The organism is Meishania litoralis, assembly GCF_042611095.1.
Taxonomy (GTDB): Bacteria; Bacteroidota; Bacteroidia; order Flavobacteriales; family Flavobacteriaceae; genus Meishania; species Meishania litoralis.
In genome coordinates this window covers 284,298-303,290 of record NZ_JBHFPV010000004.1, presented here as the reverse complement: position 1 = coordinate 303,290, position 18,993 = coordinate 284,298, and the positions used below count along the sequence as shown (strand labels likewise).

Below are 18,993 nucleotides of genomic sequence, written 5' to 3'. Positions count from 1 at the left end.
ATCAGAGGTCGAAAACCGAAGTGCGCTTGGTGTATAATAAATCTTTTATTTTTAGCCAAAAAGCCAGGAACAAGTAGAGCGCAAAACCGAAGCCAAGGGTCACAAAAGTCAAATAGATGAACGAAGTTCGCACCACCCTTGCGCGAATGCCCAGGCGTTCGGCGATGCGGCGACAAACCTCAAAACCCCTCTTTTGAAAGTAATAGAGCGTACGGTAGAACAAATTCATGCCTTAAAATTAGTCAAAAAGTTGGCAAAAAGCCATTTTCAAATTTCACTTTTAGTCCCGTTTTTCGACAAAAACCTATGCTCAATGTTTACCCTTTATTTTAAATACCCTCAAAAAGTGCCTCAATAAATTCAATTCATGGTCAAGACTGCAAGAGACTATTTCCAACTGCGCACTGTAAACATTTGTTTTGAACGCAATATTCATTGTACAATTCAATCAGTGCTTGACCATCCTTTCCGTTTTTCACTGATATGCCGTGCTTTGTAAAATTTCGGGTAATGGCATTTTCCTCTTTTTTGATTGCCGTTATTATCGCAATTATCTCATCGTTGGAATCTTTGCCCACATGCCGGGCATAGCAGAACTTAAGCGGTAAAATCGTGTTGATAATTAAAAGATCAATGAAGTTGCGAGTCAACCTTTTGGTACTTTTTTTCGACTCCCTACCGAATGTATAATGTGTATTCCAATAACTGCTCGCCGAAATTTCAAAGATGGAATATAGGTCCTCAAGTCTGGGAGCTTCCATAATTTTCATGAACAAACCTTGATACATGGTGTAAAGTTGAGCCAACTGCGATAAACGAATCGTTGGAAAGTTCGAAGGCCGCAGCTTAAAAAAATTTGGTCTTTGAACGTTATTCGCCTGCAAATCAAACTTATTACTTAGGTATTTGAATTCCTTCCCCAATTCTAAACAGTATTCATCGACAATTTTTTCATCATCCAACAAATGTGACATCCCGAAAAAAACACTTTCCAGTTGCAAAATATCATTCTGAATTTTCCGTACTATCGAAAAATCAAGGCTCTGGGCCAAACTCATAAAGGCTTCCGCATTGATTTTGGACCCGAAATTCTTCAGCAGCATTGAAAAAAGAACACTTTCCCAGTCGTTCTTACTTTTCTTCAGAAGATGTTCGACCCAGATAGATTTCCTTTCCAAGCGTTCAAAATAAAGCCTTTCGAGCCAGCTATCAATAATAAAACCATCGATCTGCGCAATGTTCTTTTCGCAATTGACAAAAGAATAACTTCTTTTATCCAATAGGTTTTGATAAGTCGTTAAAAGTTTTGGCGGGATGTAATGTTGCAATTCAAGTGTGGGAATTTCAGTATTGTCGCTGCGATATACTTCGGCATCATCTTCCCATACCACGTGTAAGATTACGTTGTTATAATGAGGGTCTTGTTCGTGGTTATGGGCATACCAATCAGAAGATTTGAGATGTATCTCGACATTTCCCGCCCACAGCTGTCCCGCGATGGAAATCTTGGCGTTAAAAAAATCAGGACCGGAATGGAGATTGTGGGAACCTACATCTTCGATAATGACCGGTTCTTTTTTTGAGGTGGCCAACTGCTCCAGCTGAATCTTTTTATACTTCCAGATAAAATGGAGCAAATCTTCACGCATGGGTATTGTTGGTTTGTTTATGGCAAGGTGTTCGAGCCAAAAGTACGGTTAACCGAATCCTCATGTCAACACAATATCGAATACCAATCGCTAGACTTTTGAAACTAACGGCCAAAACAGCTTATTCGGCCACTTCGCCTTCCCAGTTCATAAATCCTCCCTCTAGATTATATGCATTTTCAAAACCGATACTGTTCATAATGGCACAAGCCTGACCACTACGATTTCCACTGCGGCAATACACATAATAATTTTTGGTCTTGTCCAATTTTTCGAGTTCGCTCAAAAACTCCTGTCCCAAATAAATATCGATATTGGTAGAATTGGGAATATAGCCCTCTTCTACCTCTTCAGGCGTGCGCACATCCAATATAAATGCATTCTCGTCATTCTGTAATTGTGCGGACCACTCTTCTTGCGATAAATCTGCCATGTTCAAATTTTCAATGTTCCCGACCTATGGTCTTAGTTCTATTAGGAGCCAATGCCGGCACCTGTTCATTTAAGTTCCAAATGTACATTTTTAATGGCAAAAACGGCACCTCAATTTTTTAACAAAAATTTGACGATAAAAGCATGGTCTTAAACTGCAGATCATATACATTTGTATATACAAGTGTTAGATGGCATGGATGTTGAAGAAAAAATAAAAACGGTCAAGAACATACCTATTAAAAGTAGAACGGTCATTCACTTTATGTTGGTGAACAACAAGATAAATGAAATGATATCTATCGCATTAAAACCTTTCGACGTATCGGTACAACAATTCAACGTTCTACGCATTTTAAGAGGGCAAAATGGAAAACCCGCCAACTTATCGACGCTTAATGAACGTATGGTCACCAAAATGAGCAATACCACCCGTTTGGTGGACAAATTAATTCTAAAGGGATATGTAAGTCGCATTACTTGCCCCTCCAATAGAAGGAAAGTAGAAATAAACATTACCGATCAAGGCAAGAACGATTTAAAAAAAATGGATGCCGCCATGCAGGAGGCCGAAAACAAAATATTAAAAAATCTTACAATTGAAGAATTGGAAGAACTGAACCTATTGTTCGACAAATTTTAAATTTAAACACGTATTATTAACAAAACTCCCATTCGTGGGATAAACTAAAATCGGATTAATTATGAAAAAAGGAATATTAAGTTTGGCGTTGGCCATGATCTTTGGAGTTGCGGCCACAGCGACCGAACCCATTGACGGCGAGAAAAAAACGGTCAATGTAGAAAAAAGCAAGGTCACTTGGAAAGCCTACAAGGTAGCAGGTGGTCATGAGGGTACCGTAAATTTGAAATCGGGCCATTTGATGTTCGACGGCAATAAGTTGACCGGCGGCGAATTTGTCGTGGATATGCCTACGCTGGTGTCAACAGATCTTGAAGGGGACATGAAAGGTAAATTGGAGGGGCATTTGAAATCAGATGATTTCTTTAGTGTTGAGAACCACAAAACCTCGAAACTGGTGATTACCAGCGTCAAACCGTTCAATGACAGATCTTCTACCGTCACCGGAAATTTGACCATAAAAGGAATCACAAAACCGATAACTTTTGTAATTTCACTTTTCGACAACAAAGCTACGGCCACATTAAAGGTAGATCGTACCGAATATGACATCAAGTTCAGGTCGGGCAGTTTCTTTGAAAACCTTGGCGACAAAACAATTTATGACGAATTCGACTTAGTGGTCGATCTAGCATATTAAATAAACTTGACCTCACAAGTTTGCCCCGTTTTCCCAGAAAGAAGACGGGGTTTTTATTTTGAATTTGGTTTGCGGTTATGAAAATGATTTCTATATTTGACCTAATGATCAACAACATGGAAAATACTTGGTGGTGGAACAACTCTCGACGAACATCGTGAGCTGAGCATCATTATAGCTAAACTATATAAGGCCTGTCATCACGACGGGCCTTTTTTAATTCAATATTTTAAAAACGTTTTGGTTCATGATATATCAACTTAAAACAACCTCTAAAAAAATCCTTGCCGACACCATTACACCGGTGAGCGTATATCTCAAGATCCGTGATCGCTTTCCGAACAGTCTCTTGTTGGAAAGTAGCGACTACCACGCCAACGATAACAGTTTCTCGTACATCTGTTGTAACCCGATAGCTTTCATCAAAATCGAGAACGAGATTATTTACGAACATTTTCCCGACCGAAGTTTCAAAGAAACCAAGATTACCGATCAGATCGATGTGGTCGCGGCCATCGATGCGTTCGGTAGAAATTTCACCGGCGAAAGCAACGATTTCAAATTCATCAATAACGGACTTTTCGGCTATATGGCCTATGATGCCGTACGCTACTTCGAAGACATTTCGATTTCGAAAAAAAAGAACTCGATGGCGATACCCGATGTTTATTATGCGGTTTATCAAAATATCATTGCCATCAATCATTTTAAGAACGAGGCCCATATTTTTGCACACTGTTTCGAGAACGGGGAAAACATTTCCGAAATCGAACAGATACTGAACGCAAGAAATTTTGCTTCCTATAATTTTTCGATGGAAGGAAAGGCTTCCTCGAACCTTGACGACGAAGCATATAAAGAACATGTACGCCTAGCTAAAAAACATTGCCAGCGTGGGGATGTTTTTCAACTTGTACTGTCCAGAAGGTTCTCACAGGGTTTCAAGGGCGATGAGTTCAATGTGTACCGCGCATTGCGATCCATAAACCCTTCCCCCTATTTGTTCTATTTCGATTACGGGGATTTCAAAATCTTTGGAAGCTCGCCCGAAGCGCAGTTGATCGTCAAAAACGGAACTGCCGAAATCCATCCGATCGCCGGAACTTTCAAAAGAACGGGCAACGATGAAAAAGATGCCGTACTTGCCAAACAATTGACCGAAGACGATAAAGAAAACAGTGAGCACGTTATGCTTGTCGACCTGGCCAGAAACGATCTGAGCCGAAACGGAAATATGGTCGAAGTTGCCAACTACAGAGAGGTACAGTTTTTCTCCCACGTTATTCACCTGGTTTCAAAAGTGGTCGGTCAAAAGAAAAAGGACATTCCTACGATGAAGGTCGTGGCCGATACTTTTCCGGCAGGTACTTTGAGCGGTGCGCCCAAACATATGGCCATGCAGTTGATCGAGAAATACGAAAAGACGAGTCGCAGTTATTACGGTGGTGCCATCGGTTTTATGGATTTTGACGGAAATTTCAACCATGCCATTATGATACGCACATTTTTGAGCAAGAACCATCAATTGCATTATCAGGCGGGTGCAGGTTTGGTGGCCGCCTCGGATCCCGATGATGAACTACAGGAAACCTATAACAAATTGGGAGCCCTTAATAAGGCTATGGAAATTGCGGAAACGATATAAGTCCCCAAAGGTGTAACACTTGACTTCAATTGATCGGGCAGTTTTAGGTAAATCGAAACGAATTAAATGAAAAAACAAAATAATCACGACAATAAAAGTTCCTCTCCTTTAAGGAAGCCAAACGAACTTAATCCCTCCCCTTTGGGGAGGTTAGGTGGGGCCGTTCTGGTAATAGACAATTACGACAGCTTTACCTATAATCTTGTCCATTATCTGGAGGATTTGGGTTGCGAGGTTACCGTTAAAAGAAACGATCAATTGACCTTGGACGAAGTCGCCGCCTTTGAAAAAATAGTCCTGTCCCCTGGGCCGGGAATCCCAGATGAGGCCGGATTGTTGAAAGAAATAATTTCAAAATACGCCGCGACAAAAAGTATTTTTGGCGTATGCTTGGGGCAGCAGGCCATTGCCGAGGTTTTTGGCGGTTCACTGGTCAATCTTGATCAAGTGTACCACGGCACGGCCACCAAAATCAATATCATTGAAGACGATGTTATTTTTGAGGGAATTCCGAAAGAAATCGAGGTCGGTAGATATCATTCATGGGTAGTGCATCCCGACATGCCCGAAGTCTTGATCGCGACCTCCGTAGATAAAAACGGACAGGTAATGTCGCTCCGCCATAAACAATATGACGTTTCCGCGGTACAGTTCCATCCCGAATCGGTATTGACTCCGCACGGGAAGAAGATTTTGGAAAACTGGCTTAGTAGAAAATAGATATTAGACAATAGATTTTAGATAATGAACAACTACCGGGAACTTATTGTTTGGCAAAAATCAATCTCTATCGTTGAGAAAGTCTATACCTTAACCTCATCATTTCCTGATGAAGAAAAATATGGTTTGACGGGTCAAATTAGAAGAAGTTCTGTATCAATTGCTTCGAATATTGCTGAAGGGGCCGGAAGAAATTCTAAAAAGGAATTTAGAAATTTTCTTGGAATGGCGAATGGTTCATTAAATGAGATGAACACACAATTGGAAATATCAAAAAGGCTAGGACTGATAAATGAAATCGAGTTTAAGTCAATTTTGAAACAAAGTGACGAAATTCAAAAAATGATTTATACCCTCATCAAGAAATTTTCTCAAATCTAAAATCTATTACCTCATATCTACATCGACATGAAAGAAACGCTGAACAAACTTATCAACCACGACATTCTCTCGAAAGAAGATGCGAAACGGATTTTGGTCAATATTGCCAAAGGGGAATACAACACCAGTCAGATCGCCGCATTTCTGACCGTTTACATGATGCGTAGCATTACCATTGAAGAACTCGAAGGTTTTCGTGATGCATTATTGGAGCTTTGTGTGGCGATCGACCTATCGGAATACAATCCGGTCGATCTATGCGGCACGGGCGGCGACGGAAAGGACACTTTCAACATTTCGACCCTGGCTTCGTTTGTGACCGCCGGCGCCGATGTAAAAGTGACCAAACATGGCAATTATGGTGTTTCGTCAAAATGTGGCAGCAGCAATGTGATGGAATTTCTAGGAATCAAATTCAGTAACGAATCCGACTTTCTAAAAAAATCCATCGACCAGGCCGGCATTTGTGTATTGCACGCACCTTTATTTCATCCGGCGATGAAAAACGTGGCACCTATCCGTAGGGAATTGGGCGTAAAAACCTTTTTCAATATGCTGGGGCCAATGGTAAACCCGGCCTTCCCGAAAAATCAAATGGTCGGGGTCTTCAATCTCGAACTTGCCCGAATGTACGGTTACCTTTATCAAAACACGGATAAGAATTTCACCATTCTACACGCCTTGGACGGCTATGACGAAATTTCATTGACCGGAAACACAAAGACGATTTCCAACAAATCGGAAGGAATGTTGAAGCCTGAGGATTTTGGTGTAAATGTCATCGAGCAAGATGAAATCGTCGGTGGCAAGGACATCGCCGAATCGGCCCAAATATTTATGGATGTACTCCAAGGAAAGGGTACTAAAGCCCAGAACAACGTAGTTTGTGCCAATGCAGGAATCGCCATTGCGACCGTGAACGGATTGAGCCCGAAAGAAGGTTTTGAAAAAGCCAAGGAATCTCTTTTAAGCGGACGGGGATTGAAAGCTTTGAAGAAGTTACAAGAAGTAAGCAGTTGATTTTTATGAATATACTTGATAAAATAGTGGCCGATAAGCGTAAGGAAGTCAATTTGAAAAAATCGTTGATCCCTGTTTCGCAATTGGAAAGTTCTGTACTTTTCCGCCGGGAGACCGTTTCATTGGGCAATGCCTTGAGAAATAGCGCCACAGGAATTATCGCCGAGCACAAACGTCGCTCCCCGTCAAAATCGGAAATCAACCAAAACCTGAATGTTCAGGAAGTCGCTTCGGGCTATGAAAATGCCGGCGTATGCGGCATGTCGGTGTTGACGGATGGAAAATATTTCGGGGGCTCGTTGGACGACCTATTGTTGGCACGCGCCACTGTCGGTATTCCATTGCTCCGAAAGGAATTCATAATCGACGAATATCAAATATTGGAAGCGAAAGCCCATGGTGCCGATGTTATTCTGCTGATTGCGGCAATATTGCCGCGAGAAGCGATCAAGAACTTTTCAGAATTTGCCAAAAGTCTGGATCTGGATGTATTGTTGGAAGTGCACAATCAAGATGAACTGCATAAATCGATCATGTCAAGTATTGATATGTTGGGCGTCAACAATCGAAACCTGAAAACGTTCGAAGTCGACCTGAACACAAGCCGTAACCTTTCAAGGTTAATACCTGATGAATTTGTGAAAGTTTCCGAAAGCGGAATTAGCAGTCCGGTCGCGATCCGTGACCTCAAAACATACGGGTACCAAGGCTTTTTGATAGGGGAGAATTTTATGGCGACCAACAATCCCGGAAAAAATGCAAAGGAATTTATCGAACTGATAAAAGAAAATGATGAAGCTTAAGATCTGTGGAATGAAACACAACACCCAAAAAGTCGCTGCGATACGGCCCGACTATTTGGGCTTCATTTTCTGGGAACCGTCAAAGCGCTTTTTTGACGGCAGGCCGTCAGAGACATCCGAAACCATAAGGAAAATCGGTGTCTTTGTCGATGCCCCGATAAAAGAAGTTTTGGCAAAAATCGAACAATATAAATTATGGGGCGTTCAATTGCATGGTAATGAAACTGCCGAATACTGCGAAGCCTTGCGCCATGCAACCGTTCGGTCGAGCACCATCGAAACCTTGAAAAGGTCCTCAAAGGCGCCCAAGGAGATAAAGTTGAAAATTATAAAGGTATTCACCATCAAGGACAACTTTGATTTTGGTCTGTTGAGACCCTATGAAAATGTATGCGACTACTACTTGTTCGATACCAAGGGAGAACTTCCCGGTGGCAATGGTTTCATGTTCAATTGGGGAGTCTTGAAAGATTATCCTTCCACAAAACCCTATTTTTTAAGTGGCGGCATCGGGTTGGAAGAAATCGAACCAATAAAGAAGTTCCTAAAAAGCCCGGAGTCAAAATATTGCCATGCCATCGATGTAAACAGTAAGTTCGAAATCGAACCTGGGCTAAAAAATATTGAAGCGTTGAAAAAGTTCAAAGAAATTTTGAAGCATAATTAAAAGATTCCGGTCTTCGCCGGAATGACGAAAAAAAATGAAATACAATATAGACGAAAAAGGATATTACGGGGAGTTCGGCGGGGCTTTTATTCCTGAAATGTTGTATCCCAACGTAGAGGAATTACGCCAAAAGTACCTGCAAATCATGCATGAAAGCTCTTTTCAAAAAGAGTTTCATCAATTGCTCAAAGATTATGTCGGCAGGCCTTCCCCGCTGTATTTTGCCAGCCGGCTTTCAGAAAAACACGGTTGTAAAATCTATTTAAAGCGAGAAGATCTGAACCACACCGGGGCGCATAAAGTGAACAACACCATCGGTCAGATCTTAATGGCCAAAAAGCTGGGCAAGACACGCATAATTGCCGAGACCGGGGCCGGACAGCACGGTGTGGCGACGGCAACCGTTTGCGCCCTTATGGGCATCGAATGCGTTGTTTACATGGGCGAAATCGATATTGCACGTCAGGCCCCCAATGTGGCCCGCATGAAAATGTTGGGTGCCGAAGTCCGGCCAGCACTCTCAGGAAGCCGCACTTTAAAAGATGCCACGAACGAAGCCATTCGCGATTGGATCAACAATCCTGTTGATACCCATTATATCATTGGTTCGGCCATTGGCCCGCATCCATATCCCGACATGGTTACGCGATTTCAATCCGTTATTTCGGAAGAAATCAAATGGCAATTGCAAGAAAAGGAAGGGCGCGAAAATCCCGATTATGTGGTTGCCTGCATTGGAGGAGGTAGTAACGCCGCAGGTACCTATTATCATTTTCTCGATAATCCCGAGGTTGGAATCATAGCTGTAGAAGCCGCCGGAAAAGGAATAAATTCAGGGGAAAGCGCCGCAACATCGGCATTGGGAAAAATAGGAATCATCCACGGCTGCAAGACCATGTTGATGCAGACCAACGACGGGCAGATAACGGAACCCTATTCCATTTCGGCAGGACTCGATTATCCAGGTGTTGGGCCCATGCATTCACATTTACATGCATCGGGAAGGGCCGATTTTTATTCTGCGACCGACGATGAAGCCATGAAAGCAGGATTGGAACTTTCACAATTGGAAGGAATTATTCCGGCCATAGAATCAGGTCATGCACTTGCCGTTTTCGAACATAAGAAATTTCGATCGGAAGATGTGGTCGTTATCAGTCTATCGGGTCGTGGCGACAAGGATTTAAACACGTATATAGAATATTTCAAACTTTGAGTAGCAATAAGTATTAAGTACAAAGCAATCGTTAAAAGGCTTTGTACTTCGTACTTTGTATCTCGTACTTTTTTAAAATGAACAGAATAAACCAAAAATTATTAGAGCCTAAAAAACTCCTCTCCATTTATTTTACGGCCGGTTATCCAAATTTGGACGACACGGTTAAAATCATTCAAGAACTGGAGAAGAGCGGCGTCGATATGATTGAAATAGGGCTGCCCTTCAGTGACCCTTTGGCCGATGGGCCGACCATTCAAAAAAGCTCCACGGCAGCATTGAAAAACGGCATGACCACCGAGATACTCTTCAGGCAATTGGCAGCAATTCGTGAATCGGTTTCCATCCCGTTGATCATCATGGGGTATTTTAATCCGATATTACAATTCGGAGTAGAGTCTTTTTGTAAAAAATGCAGTGATATCGGTATCGACGGACTGATAATTCCCGATCTACCGGTAGATGTCTATCATGAATCGTATCAGACCATTTTCGAAAAATACGGGTTGCTCAATATCTTCTTGATCACCCCCCAGACATCCGTAGAACGTATTCGATTCATCGATTCGGTTTCCAAAGGGTTTATCTATATGGTCAGCTCGGCAAGTGTCACTGGGGCCAAATCAGGTTTTGGCCAAACACAACAGGATTACTTCGAACGGATCGCTTCGATGAATCTTTCGAACCCGCAGATCGTTGGTTTTGGCATTAGTAATTCCGAAACATTTCAACAGGCAACGAAAATGGCCAAAGGCGCTATAATAGGCTCCGCTTTTATAAAACATTTGACGGAAAACGGAGTCGATTCAATATCAAGTTTCATAAAACCAATTCGAAAATGAGAGATATTGCCGACAATTGGAAAATTGTCATACTGCTATGCCTGACCTTGGGCATGGCTCCTTTCTTTCCCGAACCTCATATTTGGGGCAAGCTAAAATGGATTGCAGGCGGGGCCGTGGGCATGAAAGCCATGGACTGGTTCGATGTCTTGCTACATGGCTTTCCTTTTGTTCTTCTTCTGAGGTTGTCGATTCTGAAGATTTCCGGGAAATTGAATTGAATTCTTGAAGATTCCTCTTTGAGAACATTTTACAAAAAAGAATAATAATTGCTTACTTTGGCCCCCACAATGAGAACCCTATGAAAAACCTGGCACAGCTCCTGTTCGCTCTATTTACGTTATCAAGTTTAGCCCAAGATACTATCCATTTAAAGTCGCAAGTGCGACATTCTATCGAAGAGCTTCGCGACTTTGTGTCCATTCCCAATGATGCATTGGACCATGCCGATATCAACCTTAATCTGAACTGGCTGACCAAAAAATTCAATGCAAGGGGGTTCAATTCCACGATACTGCCGACCGAAGGCGAATCGCTTTTCTTTGCGGCGCTACCGATGGACGATGCCAAACCCACGATTCTTTTTTATATGCATTTTGATGGACAAAGCGTAGATCCCGCCAAATGGGATCAACCAAACCCCTATGAAGTGGTCTTAAAATCAAAAGACGGTGATGGTTGGAAAAAAGAGGCGTTCGAAGATCTGAACGAAAATATCGATTACGATTGGCGATTGTTCGGTCGCTCGACCTCCGATGACAAAGGCCCGATCATCATGTTCTTGAATGCCGTTGATCTATTGCAAAAAGAGGGTGTCGAAATACCTTTTAACATCAAGGTAATCTTGGATAGCGAGGAAGAAAAAAGTAGTAAACCGTTACCAAAAGCGGTGAAGGAATACCGCGAGCTTCTAGAAGCCGATTTTCTGATCATCAATGACGGCCCCGTTCACGTTTCAGAAAAACCGACCGTAGTATATGGTTGCAGGGGCATAACCACTTTGTCGTTGACCACCTACGGCCCGATAAACCCGCAACACAGTGGTCATTATGGAAATTATGCGCCGAACCCCGGGTTTCAATTGGCACAAGTATTGGCAAGCATGAAAGATACTAGCGGCAAAGTTTTGATTGATGGATATTACGACGGTATTTCAATAGATGAAGCGACCATGCAGGTTCTCAAAAGTGTACCGGACCATGCCGAAACCATCAACGAAAATCTAGCCGTCAAAACCCCTGAAAAAGTGGGTGGTTTTTATCAAGAAGCCCTTCAGTACCCTTCGCTGAACATTCGTGGCCTAGGTTCGGGTTGGATTGGCGAGAAGTCGCGTACGATCGTTCCTGAGAGCGCAACGGCCGAATTGGATCTGAGGCTGGTACCCGAAACCGATGGCACGCGACTTAAAAACTTGGTAAAAAAACATATCGCACAACAAGGTTTTTATATTTTGGATTCCGTTCCAGATAAGGACCTGCGCATGATGCATGATAAGATCATGACCGTTAAGGAGGGCAGTGTTACCGATGCATTTCGAACCGATCTGGACAATACTTATGGCAATTTTCTAGTCAATACTTTGAAAAAGAAATTCGGGGAAGATGTGGTACAGGTTCGAATCATGGGCGGTACAGTGCCCATTGCCCCATTCATCAATGAATTAAAAATTCCCGCTTTTATAGTTCCGATGGTCAACCCCGACAATAATCAACACAGTCCGAATGAAAATCTCAAAATCGGGCAGATTGCCTACGGAATTCAGGTTTTTTACGGGATATTGAGTTCTTCGTTGTAAGTTACCTATTTCAGGTCGATCAGAATCACTCCGTTTGTTCCTCTAAGTCCATATTGGGCCGTTTCGGAACCTTTGCTAATGACCCAGATCAATTTTATTTCCGAGGTGGGAATCGATGAAACATCAGTCATGGGTTGCCCATTGACTAAAATAAGGGGGTCCTTGTTCCCACTAAAATTATTTGCCCCCTTTCCGATAATTATTCTTCTTCCCTGAACTATGCATTATTAAACTTTGCGTTAAGTATTTCATAGACTGTTGCATAATCAGAATAATTCAGACTGTTCCTTGCCTTGATCTTTGTATCAAAGCCCAATGCCACCATGTCAGCCTCGGTCAAGGGTGTCGTTTTTTGAGGAAACTGGAACAACATTTCATTTTGTTGCGTATAGCCTTTACTCAATGCCCCGTGCTCCGGGGAATGTACGGTAATCCATTTGGTATCAGCGCCAACCTTAAAGGTTAGTAGCCCCTTTTTGTTCGTTTTCTTTCTGGTTTTGACCGAATCAACGTAAATATAGGCCCCCTTTATCGGCACACGCTCAAAATCGGTGACCAGAAGTTTTACCGCAATATCATCAGCGGCATTGCCCTGACCAGTCAGAAGGTTAGCGGCCAATAAAACCGTACAAATACCGAAAAACAGCTTCATTTTCATAGTTCGTTTTTTAGATGATATTTAAAGATAAGTTTTTAAAGAGCAAAAACTTGGCGTCACTTTCGATTTAGTATTTTTTTAAGAGACGTAAAAATCATTCTCAAAATTAGAACGTACCTTCAATTATCAAAACTTCCGATTATGATATTCTTGAACAAATATTCAAAGCTATTCCCATATAGAATCGCATATAGCCCATTATGCTTTTCTTAAGCCGAATTTCTACTGGCGTTGATATTGCCATATAGCGATCGGGTCACGATCTTTTCGTACAGTTCAAGATATTCGGAATTCTGTCCGATTTTTTGAAGGGCGTTTTGTTGAATGACCAGCAGTGGCAATACGATGTTCTCACGGATCTTTATGGACTCACGCGAAATAGGTTCGTCTTCCATAAGGATTTTAGAACCGGAAATAAGCAACAACATTTTTTTCGAAAGCAGGTATTCCTCATAAAGTATGTTCCAAAATTCACCATATTCTTCATTTTCCTTCATATACGAAGTAAGCTCGAAATAACATTTTGAAAGCGACATCATGCTGTTCAACATCAACGCCTTGAACAATGGAACTTCATTGTACAGCTTTTTCAGGTCTCGCAACTTTCCTTTATCCTTTAAGGCCTGAATCGCAGTACCGATACCGAAATAGCCTGGCACATTCTGTTTTAACTGGCTCCATGAGCCTACAAAAGAAATGGCCCTAAGGTCAGAAAGTTCAAGCTTTTTCTTGTTGCCCCGTTTACCGGGCCTACTTCCTATATTCGCATTTGAATAATACTTCAACGTACTCATGTTTTCGAGGTAGGGCATGAATTTCTCATGATGTTTCAAAGCATCGTATTTTTCAAAACTCAACTCTGAAAGTTCTTCGATCAACTTGCGTGAATCCTTCGAAATCACATTTTCTTTACCGAAGATATTATTCGACAGCCCGGCGGTCAATAACTGCTCGCTATTGTGCATAAATTGCTCCTTCGTGCCATATGTACTCGTAATCGTCTGCCCTTGTATGGTCAATTGTATTTCATGGTTCGCTATATCTTTGGTCTGTGCGGCATAGAAACGATGGGTCTTGCCACCGCCCCTTGCAGGCGGCCCTCCCCTGCCATCAAAGAAAATCGCCTTGATACCGTTCTTTTTACAGACTTTCGAAAGATTTTCCTTGGTCTTGAAAATCGACCAATTGGCCTTTACATACCCACCATCTTTCGTACCGTCTGAAAAGCCAAGCATAATCGTATGTTTATTTTCGCGACGTTCTAAATGCTTCCGGTATTTTGGTATTTTGAACAGGGCCTGCATGGTATCTTCTGAAGTCGCCATACCTTTCATAGTCTCGAAAAGGGGCACGATATCAAATGTTATGTTATCTTCTTCCCATCCGCACCAGCGAAACAGCCCATAAACAAAAAGCACTGAAAAAATATCTTCTGAATTGCTAATAATATAACGGTTGCAACCTTCTTCCCCATTTTTAAGCTGAATCCCCTTTAACTGGGCAATGTTTCGAATAGTATCTTTAATGATCGGGTCATCATAATCTTTGGCCGACAATTTCAGGTCTTCGGTCAAAAGAATATCGCGTAGCTTGGCATTGGTCAATTCATCAAGGCTCTTTTCAACAATCTTGTGCTTTATCAATACTGCTTCGACCACCTTTGTGTGGGCACTGTGGTCTTGTCTAATGTCCAAAGTTGCGAAATGCGTCTTGAATATTTTCACTTTGTCGATGAAATGATCCAAATCTTTTAAATAAAGGCTGTGGTATTTTTCGACCAACAAAGTTCTAATTGATCGCAAAGGCTCGATGATGTCTACATACCCCACTTGTTTTCTTGTATCGAACATGGCCACATAGAGATTGTTTCTCAGTTGCCCGATGTGCTCTTGCAGCTCTTTGAAAGTCAGTTTTTGCTGTAACTTTTTCAAATCATTATAATAACACTTCATCAGGTTTACCCGTAGCTCGTCCGCCACGTCTTTAGTTATTTCGGCAGTCACGAACGGATTTCCGTCTCTATCGCCACCAGGCCAAAACCCCAATTTTATGATATTATGGTTTTCGAACCGATCGTTCTTTATATTTTCCTTGATATAGGCGTAAAGACTACCAACGGCATTGTAATAGACATTACGTAAGGTGTAGATAATGTTTTTTGCTTCGTCGAGCGGAGTGGGTTTCTTGGCATTGATCAAAGAAGTCAGTCCCAACTGTTGCAATGTTATATCGATATCATCGATTCGGTCTTCTAAAATCAACGCGCGCAGTTCATCAATAATATCGAGTACGGCAGGGGTATAGAACTGCGTTGGGTGCGCGGTCAAAACGATTCTTGCACTGAAATTGGACAATTTTTCGGAAACCTTGTCCCAACTTTTATGTTTATCGACCAACTCAAAATAATCTTTGATCGATAGTGAAAGGCTATGCTCGTGCATTTTCGGAAATGCGGCGTCTTCAACACTATCGAACAATACCACTTGCCTTTCGACATACTGAATGATACGGAACATGAAATCGATCTGTGCCCTCTCGGTATCAAGGCTCGCGAAATTCTGAAAAAAACCCTTCAAAATGTCTTGTGGGTTTTTACCTGATTGCAGCCCTTTTTGGCATTGGTGCAATAACAACGGTATGAGCATGCCAACATTTTCAATGTTCTGATAGGGTAAATTCAGAAACAGGCTGTTGTACACATTGAACTTGTTGTTGACCGATTTTTTGAACTCCAGTAATCTTTCTTCTTGCATAAAGTATCCTTAAATTTTCGATTGTGTCAATCTTTATATGATTACAAACCACGGTTTCGACTGCCAAATATCGTTATAAAATTATCAGTGCAGTCTCTCATTATACGTAAATAACAAAATAAGGTTTACTGCCGACAGAACCAACAGCCCGGTATACTTTTTAAGTTTTCAATGTTGGAAAAAGGGTTAAAAGAATGACCTGTATTGCATGACCCTAAAATCAATGGTAGTGAAATCAGGATTCTTATCTTTGAGTTTTTTATAGGAATTCAGGCTACCTACCGCCCTATTGGCGGCACCTGATGGAGCGGTTAACGAGACCGTCTTGATTTTTCGGGATATCATTTTATCACCGACCTTTTCGGAAAGTTCGAACTCATGTATTCTAGGTACTTCATCTGAGACCACATGCAACTTCAGCCTATGTTCTTTCAAAAGCTTACGGAAAAAATACTCGGGGCCGTTTTTACTGTTTCCCCCAGTAAACAACAGTGTGTCTACATTAGGATATTGTCTTAGGTACGCGATAAGATTCCTCAACTTGACATGTTTCATTCCCAGGTCCGATGCGTCTATTTTATCGCGTTGCGCACTTTCGACAATATCGCATATACCAATTTTTTGACTTTTTAGAAACTCTTTGCGCTGTTGAACGGCCCGCTCGGTGGTCTCATATTTCAGGTCCAAATCAAAAATCATATCTAATATTCGCCATAATTGGCCATCACGACTGCCATAACAAAAATCTACATCATCAGGTTTCAACGCTTTTAAGGTAAATCGGGGCGGGGGCAACGTGCCTACTATCAACTTGGTCGCTTCTTTGAAAAGAAAAGGCTTATACGGATGATAATGTAAAAACAAGGGGTCTAAATTTAAATAAGCGCTAAAAATAACAATTTACCACCACTGCCATGAGGTTGACAAATAATCGGATAATCACTAAATTTAGAAAAAAAGGAAAATACGATCTTATGGGAAAAGGCGACAAAAAATCGAGACGTGGAAAAATCGCGAACAATTCTTATGGTGCCAGAAGACCTCGAAAAATAAAAAAACGGCCTACCATCGAAGAAAAAATAAATGTGGGAAAGAAAAAATAGCCTAATCGTTCCGAGATTCAGAATGTTGCTAAACAACCTTACTCACAACTACATTACCAACGTTCATGGCATAGGGCTATCTAACAAAAACCGGTTCGTTTTCTTTGATAGTATGCTCTTTGCTAAACTCGTAGTCATCTAGATTGAATCCTCGAATGTCATCCAAAGTTCTGGCGTTCGAGTCGATTATATAGCGTACCATAGACCCCCTTGCCCTTTTGGCAAAGAAGCTAATGACCTTCAAACTATCATTTTTCCAATCTTTAAAAATAGGTGTGACTATCGGTACTTTGAGCTGTTTTGGGTCGATTGCCCCGAAATATTCGTTACTTGCCAAATTCACAAAGAGTTCATCATCTTCCAATTCATCGTTAAAATAGGTCGTCAAGGTTTTTTTCCAAAATTCATAGAGGTTTTTTTTACGGCCTACCTTTAACTGTGTACCCATTTCAAGCCTATAGGGCTGAATCAAATCCAATGGTCTTAATACTCCGTAAAGGCCCGAAAGAATCCGTAATCTATCTTGAAGAAGTTCTAATTTTTTCTCGGGAATGGTATATGCATCCAAACCTTGATAAACATCGCCGTTAAAGGCAAAGACAGCCGGGCGTGCGTTTTCGGGCGTAAAAGGCACTGAAAACCGTTGATTTCGCTCCCAGTTCAATTGGGCGAGGTTATCAGATATGCCCATCAATTTCGATAAAGCCCCTGGTCTTTTCTTGACCAGCACCTTGTTCAGTTTTTCCGACTGTTCCAAAAATTGGGGCTGGGTAAAGGTCGATGTGGGCAACTTGGTTTCAAAATCAAGTGATTTGGCTGGCGATACTACTATTTTCATTGGTTTGTTTCTTTTGAAGATTATGGCAAAGGTTGGGCGAGGCCATAATCATTTTGCTTCATCTTGCAGTATTTTGGAAGAATAAAAATAGTAATGATTTACGGGATGGCCTATTCTCTTAAAGATATAGTTTTGATAAAAGTATCGAAGAAATTTATCTCATTGGTTATGTCGCGAATACTGTCGCCATTTTTCGATACAATCTGCCATGTCTTTGGGGATCTCGGAATCGAAACGCATCGTTTTTCCACTGATAGGGTGAACAAGCCCCAAAGTCTTTGCGTGCAATGCCTGTCGTGGCAGAATTTTAAAGGCATTGTCAACGAATTGTTTGTATTTGGTAAAAGTGGTGCCTTTCAAAATCTTATCGCCGCCATAGCGCTCATCATTGAACAAGGTGTGGCCGATGTGTTTCATATGTACCCGTATTTGATGGGTTCGACCAGTTTCAAGTTGGCAAGAAACCAAGGTCACATACCCCAATCGTTCCAAAACCTTGTAGTGCGTTATTGCCTCTTTGCCCTCATCTCCCTCACAAACATGCATTTGAAGCCTATTTTTAGGATGGCGGGCAATATTTCCCTCGATGGTTCCACTATCGTGCTCGACATTGCCCCATACAAGAGCGATATATTCACGCTCGGAGGTCTTCTCGAAAAACTGTTTCGCCAAATGGGTCATTGCCGTCTCGGTCTTGGCGATGACCAACAATCCTGAAGTATCCTTGTCAATGCGATGCACCAATCCAGGGCGTTCATTGCTATTTACCGGAAGATCTTCAAAATGATGCAGTAAAGCATTGATCAGCGTACCTGAATAATTTCCATGTCCTGGATGAACCACCATGCCCGCCGGTTTGTTGACGACAATGAACACTTCGTCTTCATAGACGATGTCAAGGGGTATATCTTCGGCGACCAACAAATACTCATGTGGAGGGTGTTCAAAGAGCACTTTTACCTCATCGCCCGGTTTTACTTTATAATTCTGCTTGACAATGGTATCGTTGACCCAAATATGGCCATTTTTGGCAGCTTGCTGAATCTTGTTACGCGTTGCGTACTCGATAAAATTCATCAAAAATTTGTCGACCCTTAACGGTTCTTGCCCTTTTGAGGCAACAAATCTATGGTGTTCAAAGAGTTCGTTGTCTTGATCTTGTAGCTCGGCGTCATCGTGAGATTTCAT

Annotated in this window: 22 protein-coding genes; 13 read left to right on the top strand and 9 right to left on the bottom strand. The window is 41.7% G+C overall.

The annotated features are described in order from the left end of the window. Nucleotide 1: 1 nt before the first annotated feature. The 3 genes from ACEZ3G_RS15020 to ACEZ3G_RS15010 all read right to left on the bottom strand — a co-directional run bounded on the left by ACEZ3G_RS15020 (nt 2) and on the right by ACEZ3G_RS15010 (nt 2,082). On the bottom strand, nt 2-229 hold the full coding sequence (locus tag ACEZ3G_RS15020) for a PspC domain-containing protein (protein ID WP_432426336.1): 228 nt from the start codon (nt 227-229) through the stop codon (nt 2-4). A 142-nt stretch (nt 230-371) separates the two neighbouring features. Further along, nucleotides 372-1,649 (bottom strand): DUF2851 family protein, encoded by a 1,278-nt coding sequence (locus ACEZ3G_RS15015; RefSeq protein ID WP_432426335.1) that lies wholly within the window; start codon nt 1,647-1,649, stop codon nt 372-374. Between the two features lie 121 nt (nt 1,650-1,770). Then, nucleotides 1,771-2,082, bottom strand: coding sequence for a rhodanese-like domain-containing protein (locus tag ACEZ3G_RS15010; protein ID WP_432426334.1), 312 nt, complete (start codon nt 2,080-2,082; stop codon nt 1,771-1,773). A 195-nt stretch (nt 2,083-2,277) separates the two neighbouring features. On the opposite strand from ACEZ3G_RS15010, the gene ACEZ3G_RS15005 reads away from it, so the two are divergent. From ACEZ3G_RS15005 to ACEZ3G_RS14950, 12 genes are all read left to right on the top strand, one after another. Then, the gene (locus tag ACEZ3G_RS15005) at nt 2,278-2,724 is read left to right on the top strand and encodes a MarR family winged helix-turn-helix transcriptional regulator (RefSeq protein ID WP_432426333.1); all 447 of its coding nucleotides are present in this window, start codon (nt 2,278-2,280) and stop codon (nt 2,722-2,724) included. A 61-nt stretch (nt 2,725-2,785) separates the two neighbouring features. Next, nucleotides 2,786-3,364, top strand: coding sequence for a YceI family protein (locus tag ACEZ3G_RS15000; RefSeq protein ID WP_432426332.1), 579 nt, complete (start codon nt 2,786-2,788; stop codon nt 3,362-3,364). Between the two features lie 247 nt (nt 3,365-3,611). Next, nucleotides 3,612-5,009 carry an anthranilate synthase component I family protein gene (locus ACEZ3G_RS14995; protein ID WP_432426331.1) on the top strand — a complete coding sequence of 466 codons (1,398 nt, stop codon included), beginning with the start codon at nt 3,612-3,614 and terminating at the stop codon, nt 5,007-5,009. A 66-nt stretch (nt 5,010-5,075) separates the two neighbouring features. Then, on the top strand, nt 5,076-5,729 hold the full coding sequence (locus ACEZ3G_RS14990; protein ID WP_432426330.1) for an anthranilate synthase component II: 654 nt from the start codon (nt 5,076-5,078) through the stop codon (nt 5,727-5,729). A gap of 24 nt (nt 5,730-5,753) precedes the next feature. Next, complete coding sequence (locus ACEZ3G_RS14985) at nt 5,754-6,110, top strand: four helix bundle protein (protein ID WP_432426329.1); 357 nt, start codon at nt 5,754-5,756, stop codon at nt 6,108-6,110. Nucleotides 6,111-6,137: 27 nt separating this feature from the next. Next, nucleotides 6,138-7,130, top strand: a complete 993-nt coding sequence (trpD, locus tag ACEZ3G_RS14980) for an anthranilate phosphoribosyltransferase (RefSeq protein WP_432426328.1) — start codon at nt 6,138-6,140, stop codon at nt 7,128-7,130. A 5-nt stretch (nt 7,131-7,135) separates the two neighbouring features. Further along, nucleotides 7,136-7,933, top strand: a complete 798-nt coding sequence (gene trpC / locus ACEZ3G_RS14975; RefSeq protein ID WP_432426327.1) for an indole-3-glycerol phosphate synthase TrpC — start codon at nt 7,136-7,138, stop codon at nt 7,931-7,933. Continuing rightward, a complete protein-coding gene (locus ACEZ3G_RS14970) occupies nt 7,920-8,600 on the top strand; it encodes a phosphoribosylanthranilate isomerase (RefSeq protein WP_432426326.1) in 681 nt (226 codons plus the stop codon). The genes trpC and ACEZ3G_RS14970 overlap by 14 nt, the downstream gene beginning before the upstream one ends. Nucleotides 8,601-8,634: 34 nt before the next feature. Continuing rightward, nucleotides 8,635-9,816 carry a tryptophan synthase subunit beta gene (gene trpB / locus ACEZ3G_RS14965; RefSeq protein ID WP_432426325.1) on the top strand — a complete coding sequence of 394 codons (1,182 nt, stop codon included), beginning with the start codon at nt 8,635-8,637 and terminating at the stop codon, nt 9,814-9,816. Nucleotides 9,817-9,893: 77 nt separating this feature from the next. Next, nucleotides 9,894-10,658: a tryptophan synthase subunit alpha gene (trpA, locus tag ACEZ3G_RS14960; protein ID WP_432426324.1), complete on the top strand. Its 765-nt coding sequence runs from the start codon at nt 9,894-9,896 to the stop codon at nt 10,656-10,658. After that, nucleotides 10,655-10,879, top strand: coding sequence for a hypothetical protein (locus tag ACEZ3G_RS14955; protein ID WP_432426323.1), 225 nt, complete (start codon nt 10,655-10,657; stop codon nt 10,877-10,879). The genes trpA and ACEZ3G_RS14955 overlap by 4 nt, the downstream gene beginning before the upstream one ends. An 80-nt stretch (nt 10,880-10,959) precedes the next feature. Continuing rightward, nucleotides 10,960-12,453, top strand: coding sequence for a M20/M25/M40 family metallo-hydrolase (locus ACEZ3G_RS14950; protein WP_432426322.1), 1,494 nt, complete (start codon nt 10,960-10,962; stop codon nt 12,451-12,453). Nucleotides 12,454-12,458: 5 nt separating this feature from the next. Here ACEZ3G_RS14950 and ACEZ3G_RS14945 read toward each other — a convergent pair whose 3' ends face one another. From ACEZ3G_RS14945 to ACEZ3G_RS14930, 4 genes are all read right to left on the bottom strand, one after another. Next, entirely contained in the window at nt 12,459-12,650 is a 192-nt protein-coding gene (locus tag ACEZ3G_RS14945) for a TonB-dependent receptor plug domain-containing protein (RefSeq protein ID WP_432426365.1), read from the bottom strand. 20 nt (nt 12,651-12,670) lie between these two features. Next, nucleotides 12,671-13,111, bottom strand: a complete 441-nt coding sequence (locus tag ACEZ3G_RS14940) for a hypothetical protein (protein WP_432426321.1) — start codon at nt 13,109-13,111, stop codon at nt 12,671-12,673. A gap of 209 nt (nt 13,112-13,320) precedes the next feature. Further along, on the bottom strand, nt 13,321-15,864 hold the full coding sequence (locus ACEZ3G_RS14935) for a phosphoenolpyruvate carboxylase (RefSeq protein WP_432426320.1): 2,544 nt from the start codon (nt 15,862-15,864) through the stop codon (nt 13,321-13,323). Between the two features lie 186 nt (nt 15,865-16,050). Further along, nucleotides 16,051-16,728, bottom strand: coding sequence for a uracil-DNA glycosylase family protein (locus ACEZ3G_RS14930; protein WP_432426319.1), 678 nt, complete (start codon nt 16,726-16,728; stop codon nt 16,051-16,053). Nucleotides 16,729-16,838: 110 nt separating this feature from the next. On the opposite strand from ACEZ3G_RS14930, the gene ACEZ3G_RS14925 reads away from it, so the two are divergent. Next, nucleotides 16,839-16,967, top strand: a complete 129-nt coding sequence (locus ACEZ3G_RS14925) for a 30S ribosomal protein THX (RefSeq protein ID WP_432426318.1) — start codon at nt 16,839-16,841, stop codon at nt 16,965-16,967. A gap of 76 nt (nt 16,968-17,043) precedes the next feature. Here ACEZ3G_RS14925 and yaaA read toward each other — a convergent pair whose 3' ends face one another. Next, a complete protein-coding gene (gene yaaA / locus ACEZ3G_RS14920) occupies nt 17,044-17,805 on the bottom strand; it encodes a peroxide stress protein YaaA (RefSeq protein ID WP_432426317.1) in 762 nt (253 codons plus the stop codon). A 159-nt stretch (nt 17,806-17,964) separates the two neighbouring features. Further along, complete coding sequence (locus ACEZ3G_RS14915) at nt 17,965-18,993, bottom strand: RluA family pseudouridine synthase (RefSeq protein ID WP_432426316.1); 1,029 nt, start codon at nt 18,991-18,993, stop codon at nt 17,965-17,967.

What these genes read in the sequence shown, in the direction of transcription:
- ACEZ3G_RS14925 (WP_432426318.1), top strand. Translation starts at nt 16,839, where the DNA reads ATGGGAAAAGGCGACAAAAAATCGAGACGTGGAAAAATCGCGAACAAT.
- ACEZ3G_RS15000 (WP_432426332.1), top strand. Translation starts at nt 2,786, where the DNA reads ATGAAAAAAGGAATATTAAGTTTGGCGTTGGCCATGATCTTTGGAGTT.
- ACEZ3G_RS15020 (WP_432426336.1), bottom strand. Translation starts at nt 229, where the DNA reads ATGAATTTGTTCTACCGTACGCTCTATTACTTTCAAAAGAGGGGTTTT.
- ACEZ3G_RS14970 (WP_432426326.1), top strand. Translation starts at nt 7,920, where the DNA reads ATGATGAAGCTTAAGATCTGTGGAATGAAACACAACACCCAAAAAGTC.
- ACEZ3G_RS14985 (WP_432426329.1), top strand. Translation starts at nt 5,754, where the DNA reads ATGAACAACTACCGGGAACTTATTGTTTGGCAAAAATCAATCTCTATC.
- ACEZ3G_RS14915 (WP_432426316.1), bottom strand. Translation starts at nt 18,993, where the DNA reads ATGAAATCTCACGATGACGCCGAGCTACAAGATCAAGACAACGAACTC.
- ACEZ3G_RS14995 (WP_432426331.1), top strand. Translation starts at nt 3,612, where the DNA reads ATGATATATCAACTTAAAACAACCTCTAAAAAAATCCTTGCCGACACC.
- ACEZ3G_RS14935 (WP_432426320.1), bottom strand. Translation starts at nt 15,864, where the DNA reads ATGCAAGAAGAAAGATTACTGGAGTTCAAAAAATCGGTCAACAACAAG.
- ACEZ3G_RS14940 (WP_432426321.1), bottom strand. Translation starts at nt 13,111, where the DNA reads ATGAAAATGAAGCTGTTTTTCGGTATTTGTACGGTTTTATTGGCCGCT.
- trpA (WP_432426324.1), top strand. Translation starts at nt 9,894, where the DNA reads ATGAACAGAATAAACCAAAAATTATTAGAGCCTAAAAAACTCCTCTCC.
- trpB (WP_432426325.1), top strand. Translation starts at nt 8,635, where the DNA reads ATGAAATACAATATAGACGAAAAAGGATATTACGGGGAGTTCGGCGGG.
- ACEZ3G_RS15005 (WP_432426333.1), top strand. Translation starts at nt 2,278, where the DNA reads ATGGATGTTGAAGAAAAAATAAAAACGGTCAAGAACATACCTATTAAA.
- ACEZ3G_RS14990 (WP_432426330.1), top strand. Translation starts at nt 5,076, where the DNA reads ATGAAAAAACAAAATAATCACGACAATAAAAGTTCCTCTCCTTTAAGG.
- yaaA (WP_432426317.1), bottom strand. Translation starts at nt 17,805, where the DNA reads ATGAAAATAGTAGTATCGCCAGCCAAATCACTTGATTTTGAAACCAAG.
- ACEZ3G_RS14955 (WP_432426323.1), top strand. Translation starts at nt 10,655, where the DNA reads ATGAGAGATATTGCCGACAATTGGAAAATTGTCATACTGCTATGCCTG.
- ACEZ3G_RS15010 (WP_432426334.1), bottom strand. Translation starts at nt 2,082, where the DNA reads ATGGCAGATTTATCGCAAGAAGAGTGGTCCGCACAATTACAGAATGAC.
- ACEZ3G_RS14950 (WP_432426322.1), top strand. Translation starts at nt 10,960, where the DNA reads ATGAAAAACCTGGCACAGCTCCTGTTCGCTCTATTTACGTTATCAAGT.
- ACEZ3G_RS15015 (WP_432426335.1), bottom strand. Translation starts at nt 1,649, where the DNA reads ATGCGTGAAGATTTGCTCCATTTTATCTGGAAGTATAAAAAGATTCAG.
- trpC (WP_432426327.1), top strand. Translation starts at nt 7,136, where the DNA reads ATGAATATACTTGATAAAATAGTGGCCGATAAGCGTAAGGAAGTCAAT.
- trpD (WP_432426328.1), top strand. Translation starts at nt 6,138, where the DNA reads ATGAAAGAAACGCTGAACAAACTTATCAACCACGACATTCTCTCGAAA.